Origin of the sequence: Pseudomonas sp. PAMC 25886, assembly GCF_000242655.1 — a bacterium.
Lineage (GTDB): Bacteria > Pseudomonadota > Gammaproteobacteria > Pseudomonadales > Pseudomonadaceae > Aquipseudomonas.
The window spans coordinates 1-16854 of record NZ_AHHC01000007.1; the positions used below are offsets into that span (position 1 = coordinate 1).

At 60.1% G+C, this 16854-nt stretch carries 11 protein-coding genes and 1 pseudogene; 7 read left to right on the forward strand and 5 right to left on the reverse strand.

What is annotated here, in order from left to right; genetic code table 11:
• The 4 genes and pseudogenes from MUM_RS01000000132360 to MUM_RS0100240 all read right to left on the reverse strand — a co-directional run.
• Positions 1–317 (reverse strand): annotated as a pseudogene (locus tag MUM_RS01000000132360) (ribonucleotide-diphosphate reductase subunit beta); the annotation flags it as partial.
• 415 nt (positions 318–732) lie between these two features.
• Positions 733–1986: a DUF1479 domain-containing protein gene (locus tag MUM_RS0100230; RefSeq protein ID WP_010165601.1), complete on the reverse strand. Its 1254-nt coding sequence runs from the start codon at positions 1984–1986 to the stop codon at positions 733–735.
• Positions 1987–2114: 128 nt separating this feature from the next.
• Positions 2115–2978: a helix-turn-helix domain-containing protein gene (locus tag MUM_RS0100235; protein WP_010165603.1), complete on the reverse strand. Its 864-nt coding sequence runs from the start codon at positions 2976–2978 to the stop codon at positions 2115–2117.
• 145 nt (positions 2979–3123) lie between these two features.
• Positions 3124–3393 (reverse strand): DUF2790 domain-containing protein, encoded by a 270-nt coding sequence (locus MUM_RS0100240; RefSeq protein ID WP_010165605.1) that lies wholly within the window; start codon positions 3391–3393, stop codon positions 3124–3126.
• Between the two features lie 394 nt (positions 3394–3787).
• Between MUM_RS0100240 and acs the strand changes: the two genes are divergently transcribed.
• The 7 genes from acs (at position 3788) to MUM_RS0100275 (ending at position 11805) form a co-directional block, all read left to right on the forward strand.
• The gene (gene acs / locus MUM_RS0100245; RefSeq protein ID WP_010165606.1) at positions 3788–5743 is read left to right on the forward strand and encodes an acetate--CoA ligase; all 1956 of its coding nucleotides are present in this window, start codon (positions 3788–3790) and stop codon (positions 5741–5743) included.
• A 667-nt stretch (positions 5744–6410) separates the two neighbouring features.
• Entirely contained in the window at positions 6411–7196 is a 786-nt protein-coding gene (locus tag MUM_RS0100250; protein ID WP_010165608.1) for an ABC transporter substrate-binding protein, read from the forward strand.
• 91 nt (positions 7197–7287) lie between these two features.
• On the forward strand, positions 7288–7977 hold the full coding sequence (locus MUM_RS0100255; protein ID WP_003214341.1) for an ABC transporter permease: 690 nt from the start codon (positions 7288–7290) through the stop codon (positions 7975–7977).
• Positions 7974–8672, forward strand: a complete 699-nt coding sequence (locus MUM_RS0100260) for an ABC transporter permease (RefSeq protein ID WP_010165618.1) — start codon at positions 7974–7976, stop codon at positions 8670–8672. The genes MUM_RS0100255 and MUM_RS0100260 overlap by 4 nt, the downstream gene beginning before the upstream one ends.
• A gap of 1 nt (position 8673) precedes the next feature.
• Positions 8674–9786, forward strand: coding sequence for a succinylglutamate desuccinylase/aspartoacylase family protein (locus MUM_RS0100265; protein ID WP_010165620.1), 1113 nt, complete (start codon positions 8674–8676; stop codon positions 9784–9786).
• A 27-nt stretch (positions 9787–9813) separates the two neighbouring features.
• Complete coding sequence (locus tag MUM_RS0100270) at positions 9814–10578, forward strand: ABC transporter ATP-binding protein (protein ID WP_003214336.1); 765 nt, start codon at positions 9814–9816, stop codon at positions 10576–10578.
• Positions 10579–10824: 246 nt separating this feature from the next.
• Positions 10825–11805 carry a GlxA family transcriptional regulator gene (locus MUM_RS0100275; protein ID WP_010165624.1) on the forward strand — a complete coding sequence of 327 codons (981 nt, stop codon included), beginning with the start codon at positions 10825–10827 and terminating at the stop codon, positions 11803–11805.
• A 3-nt stretch (positions 11806–11808) separates the two neighbouring features.
• Here MUM_RS0100275 and MUM_RS01000000132365 read toward each other — a convergent pair whose 3' ends face one another.
• On the reverse strand, positions 11809–16803 hold the full coding sequence (locus MUM_RS01000000132365; protein WP_010165626.1) for a dermonecrotic toxin domain-containing protein: 4995 nt from the start codon (positions 16801–16803) through the stop codon (positions 11809–11811).
• Positions 16804–16854: the final 51 nt, after the last annotated feature.

A 16854-nucleotide genomic window follows, 5' to 3' on the forward strand; every position in this document is an offset into this window, starting at 1 on the left:
GCCCAGTCGTACTTGAAAGGCACGAGTTGGTTGAGGTCGGCGCGGCAGTTGATCATGCGCTTTTCGTCTACGGCGACGCGGGCGGCAGAGCCTTCGAGTTCGGCGAGGCCTTCGGCGACGTCGAGTTTGTCGAGGGCGGCCTTGGCGCGCACGATGGCGGCGGAGTCAGCGGCGGTGACGGCGCGGGCTTCGATGGCGGCGGCAGCACCGGCACCGTCGAGGCGGTCCATGTTGGCTTCGGTGGCGTGGCCGGCGTTGGCGCCTTTGGCAACTACTTCGCCGTCTTCTTCTTTGTCGAACTCGTCCCAGCTCAGCATGACGTGTCGTCTCCTGCGTGAGGGCTCTAAGGTGCCCGTGTGAAACCGGATGGTGGGGTGTTCACACGGCCCAAAGGCCGCGGTGGATCTTAAGGAATCGTTTGTTGCAGCTAGCGCACGCATTAAACGGAATCAGGGTTACGGGTGTTCTGCTTGAGGCTTGAGGGGCGGAGCGATGCTTGCGAGCTCCAGCGGGGCCTCAGGTCTGGTTCTTCATCCCAGTGTAAAGGGATATTGCAGGCCCGATTTACCCGCGCATTATAGGGAAAAATTCGGCTTTGTGTTGCGGCGGATGGTCTCGGCGAGCGGCCAAAATGGTGGTGTTTGCAGCCAAGGTCCGGGTTTACAAGGCTTTGCCTGGCTTGGATTTTTTTGACGGGCGGTAGGCGTTTGTTTCGATGCGCCGGAGTGGTGTTTATTCCAGCCCCAGCCCTTTACGGCCGAGGGCATTCAGTTGTGGTGTCATAAAGCGGTCTTTCCAGTCTTTCTCGTAGTCCTCCCGGGCAAAGTCATCCGGCGAAACCCCTTGCTCGAACGCCCGGAGCACATCCTTGGCGTACCGCTGGTTTTTCGGGCACATGGGCGCGGCGGGCACGTACATCACGTTGCCCCAGCCTTGTTGGTTTTCGACTGGGGCGACGCTGTGGATCACGTCGCAGTGCCACCACACTGAATCGCCAGCCTGCACATCAGGGATCGGGGTCATGCCCTGGACCAGCAGCGGGTGCCATTTCTCTGAAATCGGCAGCACTTTGCCCGGTGCAACACCGCACAGCTCATCTTCGGGGACGTCGTCCAGCAACGGCCGCAGCAGCAGGTAGGCCATGGCCTTGGGGATCGGCAAGGTATGCAGCACGCCCTGGTCGGCCTGCATGTCGCACAGCGCGGTCCAGCCCTGGAAGGTGCGGAAGGCCGAGCATTTCACCGTGTCCTTGTAGGCGTATTCATCGACTTCGGTGCGATGCGCGGCGTCCCAGGGGTCGTAGGACTTGAAGTCGTTGCGGTAGATCTTGTCGAACACCTTGAGGTAGGCGGGGTGCAGCCAGCGTTCCAGCGCGCCCGAATCGGTGTGTGGGCCAAGCCCTTTGGAGGTGGTGCCGGGTGGGCGGCGGCGCACGCGGTCGGGGTACAGCGCGTTGACGTCCGGGTCGAACCATTGCCGGCCCTGGGAGTTGATGGTCCACAGGCGGTTGAGGAATGACTGTGCGGCGCCCATGCGTTCGTGTTGGCGCACCTGCATCTGGGCGTCGGACCAATAAATGGGGAATATTTCCGGGCGTGAGGCTTCGAGGTTGCCGAAGAAGTTGTCGGCCGGGCCGCGGTACACCTCGTCGAAATGGTTGTGGTCGAGGTAGTCCAGCAGGCTTTTGTCCCACCCGAACACTTGCAGGCGGGGGAAGTGGTTGCGGATCACCAGGCAGCCCCGGCGTTTGATGAGGGCTCGTTGTTCTTCGGTGACCCGGCCGTTGGCGATGGTCTCAAAGTCGAGTTCGGGCCAGGCGGTAGTAGCCTTGATCGAGGCGATTTCAGCTCTAATGAACTCGCTGACTTCGGCCAACAGCGCGGGCACATCGCCGATTTGCGCGCGCAATGCCTTTTTCATCGCGACGATGCTGCGCTTGTAGTCGTCCGGTAGCTCGGCACATTCGAAGGCGTGGTAGTTGCTCATGGGGTGACCTGTATTGTTGTTGTGCATACAGGTATGGAATCACTCCGGCCTGCTCGGGCGGCAGCCTGATTTGGAGCGTTGAGCAGTACGATTCTGGCGTTTGTTGTAAGGCGTGTAGAAGAATCGGCTTATTGAAAGTGATGGCCGTGCTGAGCCCGAAAGTGTGAAGGCGTCATGCCCCTGTGCGCCTTGAACTGCCGATTGAACAACGCCTGGGAGGCATAGCCCACCTGTTCGGAAATCGCGCTGACCGCCAGGTTGCCCTGCATCAACAGCGCGCAGGCGTGTCCGATACGCAGCCGAACGATGTAGTCCAGTGCCGTGCAGCGTGTGTGTTTGCGGAACATTCGGTGGAAGGCGGAGACGCTGACGCAGGCCATTTGCGCCAATTCGGGAATGCCCACAGGTTGCGCATAGTGGCCGTGCAAGTGGTCCAGGACGCGGCGGATGCGGGCGTCTTCAACGATGTGAGGGGCTGCGTGTTCTGTCGCAATGCGCTGCGCGGCGATGTCCCGGGACAATGTGTTGAGCACGGTGAGCAACGAGATCAGCCGCTGGGAGGCGTCTTGCTCGACCATGGCTTCGATCACCGGCCGCAGTGCCCGGGACGTGGCGTCACTGAAGCTCAGTGCCTGCCGCGCTGCAGCCAACAGTGCGCGCGTCGATGCCATCTCCGGAAACAGCTGCACCAGCGAATCCGCCCAGGCCTCGGAAAACCAGATAACCAGGGCAATGTGCGGTGTGGCGGGGTCGATCAGCTCGGCGGAAGACCAGCTGTGGGGCACGTTCGGGCCCACCAGCACCAGGTCGCCATCATCGTACAGCGCCACATCGTTGCTGATATAGCGGTGCCCGCGGCTGTTGAGGGTGAGGGTCAGTTCGTATTCGGGATGGTGATGCCATTCAAACGGAATCGCCTCCGGTAGACGCCTGTTCAGCAGGGTCCAGGAGGTGTTCGCCTCGGTTGGGATTTTTTCGAAACTGGCTCGCATGAATGCATCCTGCCGTGCAGGTGAGGTGGCGGCGCCACAATCGTAGCATTCGATTTAAGCGGTGGGGGGGAGAAGCCGGCTCTTTGCCGCAAGAACGATTTCTTGCGGCGAATAAGATCTGAGTCAATGGCAACTAACGAAGTTATCAGCCGTTAGAGCAACCGTTACCCATGACCTGATATTGAAGAATATGACGCTGACCTTGTGAATCTTCATATTCCATTTTTACCGGTACAACTTCGCATACATCCGGAACATTGCTCATCGACAAAACTTTAGCGACGTCCAAGTGGGTGCTGTAAGTGTAATCCTCAACAATCGGAGTGCTCTGGCTGGCTACGTCAGTCGGGGCTTCGTCGGCCAGGGCGGCGGTGGCGCACAAGCTGCTAAGGGCCATAACTAATAACGCTTTCATTTTACTATTTACCTTTTGGCGGTCGAAAGGGGTCACGGGGCCCTTGTGAGGCCACGTGTGTAACTTGATTGGGAAGTTCGGATTAACGTTGCCTTCGTGGGGGCTGTTACGTTGTTAATCACAGTGCCTTGATGGCGTGGTTGATTTTAGGCGCACGGGTTTAATTCATATACCCGTGCTTTTGATAAACACTATTGGTGGTTTTTGTAACAATCCCGAGATGAAGGTTTTTTCAGAAACCTGCAAAGCGCCACAGGCCGCGGGCCAGAGCGCCGCCGGGGTATAGGTGGGCAATTTGTAGGGGCTTGTTACTACCATCGTCGAATGGTTCTATAGGCCCGGCCCGGCTACAACAGGGCCATACAACAACAACTATGTCACCGAGGTAAGAAAGATGAGTGCGGCTTCTCTGTACCCCGTTCGCCCCGAAGTAGCAGCCAACACGCTGACCGATGAGGCGACCTACAAGGCCATGTACCAGCAGTCGGTGGTCAACCCCGACGGTTTCTGGCGCGAGCAAGCCAAGCGCCTTGACTGGATCAAGCCTTTCACCACGGTGAAGCAGACCTCCTTCGACGATCACCATGTCGACATCAAGTGGTTTGCCGACGGCACCCTCAACGTTTCCTACAACTGCCTGGACCGTCATCTCGCCGAGCGTGGCGACCAGGCGGCAATCATCTGGGAGGGCGACGACCCTGCCGAAAGCCGCACCATCACCTACCGCGAGCTGCATGAAGAAGTCTGCAAGTTCGCCAACGCCCTGCGCGGCCAGGATGTGCACCGCGGCGACGTGGTGACTATCTATATGCCGATGATTCCCGAAGCTGCGGTCGCCATGCTGGCCTGTGCCCGGATCGGTGCGATTCACTCGGTGGTGTTTGGCGGGTTCTCGCCAGAAGCCCTGGCCGGTCGGATCATCGACTGCAAATCCAAGGTGGTGATCACCGCCGACGAAGGCATCCGTGCCGGCAAGAAAATTTCCCTGAAGGCCAACGTCGACGACGCCCTGACCAACCCGGAAACCAGCAGCATCCAGAAAGTCATTGTGTGCAAGCGCACCGGCGGCAACATCAAGTGGAACCAGCATCGCGACATCTGGTACGAAGACCTGATGAAAGTGGCGGGCACCGTGTGCGCGCCGAAAGAGATGGGCGCCGAAGAAGCACTGTTCATCCTTTACACCTCGGGTTCCACCGGCAAGCCGAAGGGCGTGCAGCACACCACCGGCGGCTACCTGTTGTATGCAGCCCTGACCCACGAGCGCGTGTTCGACTACCGCCCGGGCGAAATCTACTGGTGCACCGCCGACGTCGGCTGGGTCACCGGCCACACCTATATTGTCTATGGCCCACTGGCCAACGGCGCGACCACGCTGATGTTCGAAGGCGTGCCGAACTACCCGGACATCACCCGGGTGGCGAAGATCGTCGACAAGCACCAGGTCAACATCCTCTACACCGCACCGACCGCGATCCGCGCCATGATGGCCTCCGGCAAGGCCGCCGTGGAAGGCGCCGACGGCAGCAGCTTGCGCCTGTTGGGTTCGGTGGGTGAGCCGATTAACCCGGAAGCGTGGGACTGGTACTACAAGAACGTCGGCCAATCCCGTTGCCCGATCGTGGACACCTGGTGGCAGACCGAAACCGGCGGCAACATGATGAGCCCGTTGCCGGGCGCCCATGCGCTCAAGCCGGGTTCGGCGGCACGGCCGTTCTTTGGCGTGGTGCCGGCACTGGTGGACAACCTGGGCAACCTGATCGAAGGCGTCGCCGAGGGCAACCTGGTGATTCTGGATTCGTGGCCGGGCCAGGCGCGTACCCTGTACGGCGACCATGACCGGTTTGTGGACACCTACTTCAAGACCTTCCGTGGCATGTACTTCACCGGTGACGGTGCACGCCGTGACGAGGATGGCTACTACTGGATTACCGGGCGTGTGGACGACGTGCTGAACGTGTCCGGCCACCGCATGGGGACCGCCGAGATTGAAAGCGCGATGGTTGCCCACCCGAAAGTCGCGGAAGCGGCGGTGGTGGGTGTGCCGCACGACATCAAAGGCCAGGGCATCTATGTGTATGTGACGCTGAAAAACGGCGAAGAGCCGAATGAAGCGCTGCGTCTGGAGCTGAAAAACTGGGTGCGTAAAGAGATCGGGCCGATTGCTTCACCGGATGTGATCCAGTGGGCGCCGGGCTTGCCGAAGACCCGTTCGGGGAAAATCATGCGCCGGATCCTGCGCAAGATTGCGACCGCTGAATACGACGGGTTGGGGGATATCTCCACCCTGGCGGACCCGAGTGTGGTGGCGCATTTGATCGAGACGCACAAGACCATGAACGTCGCGTAAGGCGGGGTTGTAGGGCAAAGCCCCATTCGGCGTAGGCCGGGTGGGGCTTTTTTGTGAGGAGCGGCAAATGCCACTGCCAAGACCGCATTAATGTGGGGGCTGGCTTGCCTGCGATGGCGGCGTATCAGACCCCACTGTGTTGGCTGGCCCACCGCCATCGCAGGCAAGCCAGCTCCCACAGTGGATCGCGTTTCAACTCCCATACCAATAAATATCGGTTTTCATTGTAGGAAGTTTCTGAATGTTACCGAACCCCGTAAATGTGTAACCCCGCGCCCAAACATGAGGCAAAGTGCTACGCCCGTGTCCCGAAAACCCGCGTTTTAGACGCCCTGAAAAATTAGATCAAACGCTACACTTGCCGTGCTAGAAGGGTTTGCGAATAATAGGCCCGCAATTTGCAGCGTTAACAGGTTTAATATCTTTTGCCTCTGCATAAAATCCAGAGGCTGTCAATGTGCTGGAACCGCTTTCTCGGTGCTTCTGTAAATTGTTGTCGCATTGAGGAAATATCGGCTTCCGGCCTGTCGTTAGAATGCCGATCACTCGCTCGTCGTCGCCGATGTTGAACTGGCGCAGGACGCAGCAACGCTATTCGGTTTCACTCAGTCGCATCGTGGGCTCTGGCTCATACTGCTGTTTTGCCCTATACCGATGGAGTCCCAAGATGAAGAAACTCGTGCTGTTGGGCGCCCTGGCGCTGTCCGTGCTGTCCATGCAGGCTTTCGCCGAAGGCAAGCCCCTGAAGATTGGTATTGAAGCGGCTTACCCTCCGTTTGCCTCCAAGGCACCGGACGGCAGCATCGTCGGTTTTGACTACGACATCGGCAACGCCCTGTGCGAAGAGATGAAGGTCAAGTGCACCTGGGTCGAGCAGGAATTCGACGGCCTGATCCCGGCGCTGAAAGTGCGCAAGATCGACGCTATCCTGTCCTCGATGTCCATCACTGAAGATCGCAAGAAGTCCGTGGACTTCACCAACCGTTACTACCTGACCCCGGCGCGCCTGGTGTTGAAGGAAGGTACCGTTGTCAGCGACAGCCTGGATGAACTGAAAGGCAAGAAGATCGGCGTACAGCGCGGTTCGATCCACGACCGTTTCGCCAAGGAAGTCCTGGCTCCGAAAGGCGCCACCGTGGTGCCTTACAGCTCGCAGAACGAAATCTACCTGGACGTAGAAGCCGGTCGTCTCGACGGCACCGTGGCCGACGCCACCCTGTTGCAGGAAGGTTTCCTCGACACGCCAGCCGGTAAAGGCTACGCGTTCATCGGCCCGGCCTTCACCGACGCCAAATACTTCGGCGACGGCATCGGCATCGCCGTGCGTAAAGGCGACAAGGAAAACCTGGACCGCATCAACGCTGCTATCGCCGCGATCCGTGCCAACGGCAAATACAAGGCAATCCAGGACAAGTACTTCAACTTCGACATTTACGGCCCAGAAGCCAAGTAAACCGTCGCAGCTGTCTGTCCAGAATGGCGCAAGCAACAGGGTCTCTGAAGTTTGCGCCATTTTTTCATCCCCCTTTTCGAGGACCTGAATCATGTTGAAAGGCTACGGGGCTGTCATCCTCGATGGCGCATGGTTGACGCTTCAGCTCGCCTTGTCGTCCATGGCCCTGGCCATTGTTCTGGGTCTGATCGGGGTCGCGTTACGCCTGTCGCCGGTGCGCTGGTTGGCCTGGCTGGGCGACCTGTACTCCACGGTGATCCGCGGGATCCCCGACCTGGTGCTGATCCTGCTGATTTTCTACGGCGGTCAGGACCTGCTTAACCGCGTTGCGCCGCTGCTCGGCTACAACGACTACATTGACTTGAACCCCTTGGCCGCCGGCATCGGCACCCTGGGTTTCATCTTTGGCGCCTATCTCTCGGAAACCTTCCGTGGCGCCTTCATGGCCATTCCCAAGGGCCAGGCCGAAGCCGGCCTTGCTTATGGCATGAGCCCCTTCCAGGTGTTTTTCCGGGTGATGGTGCCGCAGATGATTCGGCTGGCGATCCCCGGGTTTACCAACAACTGGCTGGTACTGACCAAGGCCACCGCACTGATTTCGGTGGTGGGCCTGCAAGACATGATGTTCAAGGCCAAGCAGGCGGCAGACGCCACCCGCGAACCTTTTACCTTCTTCCTCGCAGTGGCGGCGATGTACCTGGTGATCACCAGCGTGTCGTTGCTGGCCCTGCGTCATCTTGAGAAGCGCTACTCGGTAGGCGTAAAGGCGGCTGATCTATGATCTTCGACTACAACGTCATCTGGGAGGCCATGCCGCTGTACCTCGGCGGCTTGCTGACCACCCTGAAACTGCTGGCCATTTCGCTGTTCTTCGGCTTGCTCGCGGCCTTGCCCCTAGGCCTGATGCGCGTGTCCAAGCAACCAATCGTCAACGGCGTGGCCTGGCTGTACACCTACGTGATTCGTGGCACGCCGATGCTGGTGCAGCTGTTCTTGATCTACTACGGCCTGGCCCAGTTTGAAGCGGTGCGTGAAAGCTTCCTGTGGCCGCTGCTGTCCAGCGCGACCTTCTGCGCGTGCCTGGCGTTCGCCGTAAACACCAGCGCCTACACCGCCGAAATCATCGCCGGCAGCCTCAAGGCCACGCCCCATGGCGAGATCGAAGCGGCCAAGGCGATGGGCATGTCGCGCTACAAGCTGTATCGCCGGATCCTGCTGCCATCGGCCCTGCGCCGGGCGCTGCCGCAATACAGCAACGAGGTGATCATGATGCTCCAGACCACCAGCCTGGCCTCCATCGTCACCCTGATCGACATCACCGGTGCCGCGCGCACGGTGAACGCCCAGTACTACTTGCCGTTCGAAGCCTATATCACCGCCGGCGCGTTCTACCTGTGCCTGACCTTCATCCTGGTGCGCCTGTTCAAGTTGGCCGAAGGCCGCTGGCTGAGCTACCTGGCTCCACGGAAGCATTGATATGGAACGTATCGATCACCTGTTGCCCTGGGGTCACCTGGGCTGCGAACGCCAGCTGACGGTGTTCCGTTTCGGCAGCGGCGAGCGCAAGGCCTATATCCAGGCCAGCCTGCACGCCGATGAATTGCCCGGCATGCGTGCCGCCTGGGAGCTGAAGAAGCGCCTGGCCGAACTGGAACAGCAAGGCGCTCTTAACGGCGTGATCGAGCTGGTGCCGGTGGCCAATCCGATGGGCCTTGGGCAGTTGCTGCAAGGCAGCCACCAGGGCCGTTTCGAGATCGGCAGCGGCAAGAATTTCAACCGGGATTTCGTTGAGTTGAGCGAGCCGGTTGCCGCGTTGCTCCAGGACCGCTTGGGCGATGACCCGCACGCCAACGTCCGGATGATCCGCCAGGCCATGACCGATGCGCTCAACGCCCTGCCGGCGCCCAGTAGCCAGTTGCAAGGCATGCAGCGGGTTTTACTGAGCCATGCGTGCACCGCCGACGTCGTCCTCGACTTGCATTGCGATGCCGAGGCCGCGCTGCACATGTACGCGCTGCCGCAGCACTGGCCGCAGTGGCGATCGCTGTCTGCGCATTTGAATGTGAAGGTCGGCCTGCTGGCGGAAGATTCCGGCGGCAGTTCGTTTGACGAAGCCTGTTCGCTGCCGTGGTTGCGCTTATCCCGGGCGTTTCCCGAGGCGCAGATTCCACTGGCGTGCCTGGCGACGACCCTGGAGCTGGGCGGCCAGGCCGACACCGGCCGTGACGAAGCGATTTTCCACGCCGAAGGCATTCTGGCGTTCCTCGCCGAGCAAGGCCTGATCCGTGGTGAATGGCCCGCGCCGCAACACGAACCCTGCGAAGGCCTGCCCTTTGAAGGCACCGAGTTGTTGTTCGCGCCCCACGCCGGCGTGATCAGTTACCTGCGTAAAGCCGGGGATGTCGTGGAAGCCGGCGACCCGATATTTGAAGTGATCGATCCCTTGTCCGACCGCGTGAGCATTGTTTGCGCGGGCACGCCTGGGGTGTTGTTTGCCGTTGAACGGCTGCGTTATGCCCAAGCGGGTTTCTGGCTGGCCAAGGTGGCGGGGCGCGAAGCGCTGCGGCACGGGCGCTTGCTCAACGACTGACCAACTGTTTTTGTGAGAACCGACCGCATGTACAAACTTGAAGTCCAAGACCTGCATAAACGCTATGGCAGTCATGAAGTGCTCAAAGGTGTGTCCCTGGCCGCCGCGGCCGGTGATGTGATCAGCATCATCGGGTCCAGTGGTTCGGGCAAAAGTACCTTTTTGCGCTGCATCAACCTGCTGGAGCAACCCCACGCCGGCAAGATTCTGCTCAATAACGAAGAGCTGAAACTGGTGGCCAACAAAGACGGCGCCATGAAAGCCGCGGACCCCAAACAGCTGCAACGCATGCGTTCGCGGCTGTCGATGGTGTTCCAGCACTTCAACCTGTGGTCCCACATGACGGCGCTGGAAAACGTCATGGAAGCGCCGGTGCACGTCCTCGGCATGTCGAAAAAAGATGCCCGGGAAAAGGCCGAGCACTACCTGGCTAAAGTGGGGGTGGGCCATCGTAAGGATGCGTTCCCCGGCCACATGTCCGGTGGCGAGCAGCAGCGTGTGGCGATTGCCCGTGCGTTGGCGATGGAACCTGAGGTGATGCTGTTTGACGAGCCCACCTCGGCCCTCGACCCGGAACTGGTGGGCGAAGTGCTCAAAGTGATGCAGGACCTGGCCCAGGAAGGCCGGACCATGGTGGTGGTGACCCACGAAATGGGCTTCGCCCGTGAAGTCTCCAACCAACTGGTGTTCCTGCACAAAGGCATCGTCGAAGAACGTGGCAACCCGCGCGAAGTGCTGGTTAACCCACAGTCTGAGCGTTTGCAGCAGTTTCTTTCCGGCAGCTTGAAGTAAACAGAACTGCTTTTATGCACTGAATTAGTGCAAGCTTCACAGCTTTAAGGCTGGCCCCGATCCCCTGTGGGAGCTGGCTTGCCTGCGATAGCGGTGGGTCAGTTTGCCTCTCTGGCACAGACATGCCGCCATCGCAGGCAAGCCAGCTCCCACATTAGATCTCTATATGTTTTGAGATTTGTGTTGGTTTACGGGCTAGCATTGGCCTTTGTCTTCATTACTGTTTTTCGCTTCGGATAGCACTCCATGACTGCCCATCGAATTGGTTTCCTGATTTGGCCCAGCACTAAAGCACTGACGCTTGCGCTGGCTGAGGAGGCCTTGCGCGTTGCTCAGCGGGTGCATCCGGACGTGGTGTACGAACTCTCGTTTTTGCAGGCCGAACCGCCAGTCGACGGCGCCTGGCAACTGCCGGGTGAGCCGTGGGCCGGCAAGCTGGAAGGCTTTCAAAAGCTGTTCCTGCTGGCGGATGAGCCGCCGACCGTCATTGCGTCCCAACTCAGCACCGCACTCAAACAACTGGTGCGCGCCGGCTGCGTGATTGGCGGTTTGTCGGCCGGTGTTTACCCGTTGGCACAACTGGGTTTGCTCGACGGTTATCGCGCCGCCGTGCACTGGCGCTGGCAGGACGATTTCGCCGAGCGTTTCCCCAAGGTCATCGCCACCAGCCATCTGTTCGACTGGGACCGTGACCGCCTGACCGCCTGCGGTGGCATGTCGGTACTCGACCTGCTGCTGGCGGTGCTGGCCCGTGATCACGGTGCCGAACTGGCGGGCGCCGTCTCGGAAGAACTGGTGGTGGAGCGCATCCGCGAAGGCGGCGAGCGCCAGCGTATCCCGCTGCAAAACCGCCTGGGCTCCAGTCATCCAAAGCTGACCCAGGCCGTACTGCTGATGGAGGCCAACATCGAAGAACCGCTGACCACCGACGAAATCGCCCAGCATGTGTGCGTGTCCCGACGACAGCTCGAGCGCATCTTCAAGCAATACCTCAATCGTGTTCCCAGCCAGTACTACCTGGAATTGCGCCTGAACAAGGCCCGCCAGATGCTCATGCAAACCAGCAAGTCGATCATCCAGATCGGCCTGTCGTGCGGCTTCTCCTCGGGGCCGCACTTCTCCAGCGCCTACCGCAACTTCTTTGGCGCCACCCCCCGTGAAGACCGTAACCAGCGCCGCAGCAGCAGCCCGTTCGAGTTGTCGTCGGTGCCGTCCGAGCGCGGTTAGGCTTTATTGCTCGGTCGGCAGGTCCATGCGGTGGCGTTGTGCATAACGTCGAAGGTTGGCCAGGCTTGGCCTCGACAGTGGATTCCCGTCCCATAGTATTGCGTTGAAGTTGGGCACGGGCATTTCCAGGATGCCGCTGTCGATATGCCGGATCGCATTGTCCCTGAGGTCGGCGGCGACGATGTTCCTCAATGAAAACAGCCCTTGTGGTACCTGCTGGATACCGGTGGATTGCAAGTCCAGGATCGCCAGTTGCTGCAGGTTGCCCAGCCGCGGCGTGAGGCTCAACACATTGTCGCTCAAGTCCAGATAGGTCAGCTGGTGCAGGTCTGCCAGCGCGTTGTTCGACTCAACAGTGAGGTGGATATCGCCGTGTGGCAGGATCAGTTCACGCAAGCGTGCCAGCCGGAAGACTTGCTCGGGGATGCGTTGCAGCCGGTAGCCCTGGATGGAAAGGCTTCTGAGCCTGGGGAAGCTTTCAAGAAAGTGGCCGATGCCGCTGGTGGCGTCTTCGCCGTATAGCGACAGCAGTGTCACATGATCAAAATTGGCGGTCACGGTGGGGAAATCCCCCAGCAGCGTGGTGGTGTAACTCAGCTCGTGGGTGAGGGTGGGGCCGTCGTCGGCGTCATCCGTTGAAAGTTCCCGGCGCCAGCAGGCTTCCAGCAATTCCTTGAACGCCTGGCGTTTGACTTGCTCCTGCGCGCGAACCTGCTGCGGGAGTTCCGTGCCCAGGATGGGGTGGTGCGTGGGAACGCTGATTTGCCACTCTTGCAGGTCTGCTGTCAGTTTTTCGTACTCGGCGCCCAGGCGGCTCAGTTCCAGTCGACCGGCTTCGAGACTGCCGGGCATGTTGAAGATGAACAGGTTGCATTCGTGGGTGCTGAAGGTCGGATAGAGTGCTTTGAGGCTGTTGATGTCTGGCCATGGCGCAGTCGTTTCCCAGCGTTCCCCGGTGTGCTGGAAATGCTGTTTGATACGCGCGATGAGGGGCTCGGGGAAGGGGTTGTTCTCCAGGTCTAACCCTTCACTGATCGCGCCCGACAGTTCGAATATCGCATCGGGCAATTCGGCGATGCGGTTGTTGTTGAGAATTGCACTTTCAAGCCTGGGGCGTGTGAGTAAGCCGGCCGGGATTTGGTCAATCCCGGTGGAGGACAGGTCCAGGTACTTGAGGCTGGGCATCGCTTCGACACTCGGTACTCTGCCCAGCGGATTGTTGAACAGGTCCAGGGATTCCAGGCGCGTCATCGACGACAGCGCTGCCAGGCTCTGCCCGGTCAGTTGAACGTTGCAGTTGTCGAGCACCAGTTCGGTCAGGTGCGGCATCATCGCCAATTCATCGGGAAAAACCCCCAGCGGCATGCCGCGCAATTCCAGGGTTCGCAGATTGCGAAAGTGCTGGATAAACCCCAGGACGCCCGAGGTGCCTTCATCACCCATCAAGCCGAGTGTCGAGACATGCTCGAAGTTGGCTGTCAGTGTGGGCAGTTGCCCCATGATGGGTTCTTCGTACACCAGGCTATAGCCGACAATTTCGCCATCTTCATTCATGGCAGGCTCGGTTTCCCGGCGCCAGCAGCGTTGGATCTGCTCGGCCAGTACGCCACGTTTTTGCTGTTCATAGGCGTAGGTGTCAGCGGAAAGCGGGGCGTGTGTTTGTGGATCGGTGCGGGGGATGTCTCTACGCCAATCCGCCATATCCCGGGACAGTCGTGCGTATTCCACGTGCAGTTGCTCCAACTGTGGCAATGCACCGCCCGGGAGACGATTCAGGCGCTGCAGCAATAGTGTGTTTTGCTCTGGCGTGTCGGCGGGATAGAGCGCTTGTGCGCGCTGGAGCAAAGACAGTGGAGCACCCACTGCGGGCATCGGCGGGTGGGGTTCCGGATAACCCTTAAGGCCGCCTGGCAGCCTTGGGATTTGACCGGCGGCGGGTGGTCTGACGGGGTGGCGCTCGAGAATGGGCCGCAGCCGGTCACGGGGCAAGGCCGCCCTGGCGAGGGCTTGGCGTAGTTGTGGACCTTGCCGGATGTGAAGATTGAGTGCATTGCGCTCGTTGTCGGGCAGGGCTTGCAGCACCGCCGTGTAAAAGTCGGAATCGCCCTGCAGGTGCAGGCCTTCGTTGTCGTAGGCCTGATATTGACCCTCCTCATGCACCAGTACTTTGCGTTCCTTTGCGGTGGCGTTGCCAATACTGTCGCGCAGGGCGCCGCTGAAGGTGTGTTCACGCACTTCCAGGCGAACATTGCCCGACCATCCCGGCAACTCCGGCAGGGAATGCAGGGCCAGGGTGTGGGTGTCCAGGTTTGTCGGGGCGTTGAGGTACAGGCCTTCATAGGCGCGGTTCAAGCGGGTTTCCTGGCGTGCCCAGCTGGCCAGTTGGTCCAGGCGCTTGGGGATTTTTGCGCTGCGAAGTTCTGCCCGCTCCAGGTCGCTGGCCTGCTCCAGCAGCACATTGGCTACCGAGGCCGGGAGCCCGGGTTTACTGTCCATCAGTCGCTGAGCGGCGCCGTGCTCGGGTGGGTTCGCGGCCCTGTAGCGCGACTCGAACAGGTTGGTTTTTTGTGCTTCGGCGGTCTGTGCAATTTTTTTCCTGAGTAGGCGGGCGCGCACCTCAAGCGCTCGGGGCGGTTGACCAAACGCCTCGCCCAACAGTGTCTTGATCTCAGGCTCATCCAATGACAAAAGCAAGGTTCTCGGCAAGTCGCCGCTGGTGAGTTGCGCCTGGCTGATCCGCACCCGTGGGACGTTCTGGCGGGGCGCGTACTGCCACAGTATCTGGCCTCTGGCATCGACCACTTGCAGCGTTCTGGTTTCGGGCCAGATGCCGCTGTCGCAGAGTAATTGCAGTTGAGTCAGGGGGGACGCGTTGCTATACACCGCCGGATCGTCGCTGTTCATTTGTTCGATGAAGGCCGAAATGTCTTGCTCGATCTTGAAGCGCTTGAGTGTGTCCTCCAGCAGCACGGGGGTGGGCTCGCGCTGAACATGCACCTGGCGCAGCACGTTTTCAGGGGTGTTGCTCACACGTCGTATCTGCTCCAGTTCCTCGCGGCTGAAGGTGCTTGCCGTGTGCCCCAGCCGACGCAGCAGTGTGTCTGTGTCCCAGTACAAGGGGTGATCAAGCTCGGTTTGCCAGGCGCCGGTTTGGTTGTGCCAGGCTTTGGGTTGATAGGCGTCGGGGCGGCCCGGATGCAACAGCGAGAAGTCGTCATCGCCGGGTGATTTATTCAGCACGTAGGGGGTCTCGTCCAGGCGGATCACGGCCTGGTCCAGGTGTTGATGGATACCTTGTTCGTTGGGGGTTGAGTGTTCGGGAAGCGTGACTTTGCGCTCATAGGGTTTCAGGTCAGGCTTCCAGTACAGAGGTTTGCCGTTGGGAGCCTGAACCGGTTTGAAACTGTCGATGAAGGCGACCGTACGTTGCGGTAACAGCGCTCTAAACTCACCGGCGACAATCGCTGCGCCCGCACCGAAGGTGCCCAGTTGCACCAACGCCTCGACCATGCCCATCAGGTGCTCAAAGGCTTCAGTGGTTTGGCCTTGCGCCCAGTCGACGATGCCTTCGAAGGTTTCATCCAGCAGTTGATAGGCCATGTAGGCCATCATCAGTTCTCCCAGTACTGGCACCAGCGGAGCAACCACCAGCGCGGCGATATCAAGCAGCGTTGTGGCGATTTTCTGGAACGAATCCCACAGCTCCCAGCGCGCTTTCTGGTCGACCCGGGCGGTGGAAACGGCGATGACTTGGGCGTCATTGAGGATCTTGTTGAGCTTTTGCTGATACACATGCGTCAATAAATCATCGGAAAACCCCGGCGCACTCAGTTGCAGGTTGGGCCGGGCCTGCGGGGTTTCGCGCCAGGTGGGTTGCGGATCGGCAGGGTTGTGAGGGTGCCAGGTGATCTTGCTCAGGCGCTCGTTGAGGTTGGCGAAAAAGAACCCACGGTCTTCGTGGGCGACGAACCGGCTGAAGAAATGTTGATAGTCCCTGTTGCGCAGTTGCCGGGTGAGTTCGGCACACAGAGCGCCCGTCGAGGCGTATTGCTTGATGGGGTGTTCCGGGTCGTCCGGGACGTAGGCCACCACCGGCACCGTGGCGAGATGGCGCTCCAGGTCGGGAGCGAAGAGCACAATCGCGGTCAGTCGCGCAGACATCATGCTCAGGTCATGACAATGCACAGGCTTGCCCGCCATCTGCATGCCGGGCCGGCCATCAAGCACGCCCTGCAACGCCTCATAAATAGAACCGTCCAGGTCGCCCTTCATATGGGCCAGCTTTAACGCGGCCTCCAGCGCGGCACGCTCACTCGCCCTGACTTCGCGTTGCAGAACCGTCGCGACCAGGCCATTGGTGATGCCCAGGTTCTCTTCCAGGTAGATTTTGTACTGCGCACCGATATCCAGGGTTCTGCACAGTTGGGTAAACGCGGGGATAGACAGGCTGCGGTTGATCTCGGGCAACACCTGGAAGTGGCCACGTGCATCGGGCTGGGTAATGAACGTGCTGGCGGCCTCGAAGGCGTCGGGCCGGGTCTCGCTGGCCTCGAAGTTGTGCAGCGCGGCGTCCAGCAGCGAAACGGTCCAGGTGCGCGCGGCGCCGGTTTTAACCGTAAACCAGGGAATGGTGGCGGGGATGTACAAGCGCAAAAATGTGGCCCTGACGTCCAGCGTGAGCCCGAACCGGCTTTTCAGGGCTGCGGCCAGCAAGGGGGCGGCGAACGCGTTGACGTCTTGAAGCGATGCCAGGCGTTGCTCGACCTGGTTTTGCGCGGTCCAGTGGCTGGCGGTGTGCAGGCGTAACTGGCGGTGCTGCTCGCCGGTGGCGGTTTTGTACCAGGGCTTGACATGAGGCGTGGCGTTCTTGAGTCGTGCGCGGCGGTTCACGGAGGCGAGCACCAGCCATTCGGGAGTGGCCTGGGCCAGCAGTTGATAATGGCTGTCGGGCTGTTCTGCAACATCAGGTGAGAAACGTTGATCGTCGATGCCAGGCATGGCGCCTTTCCTTTTACGCGGATGAGATCAACACTTTCACAAAGCAGTCGC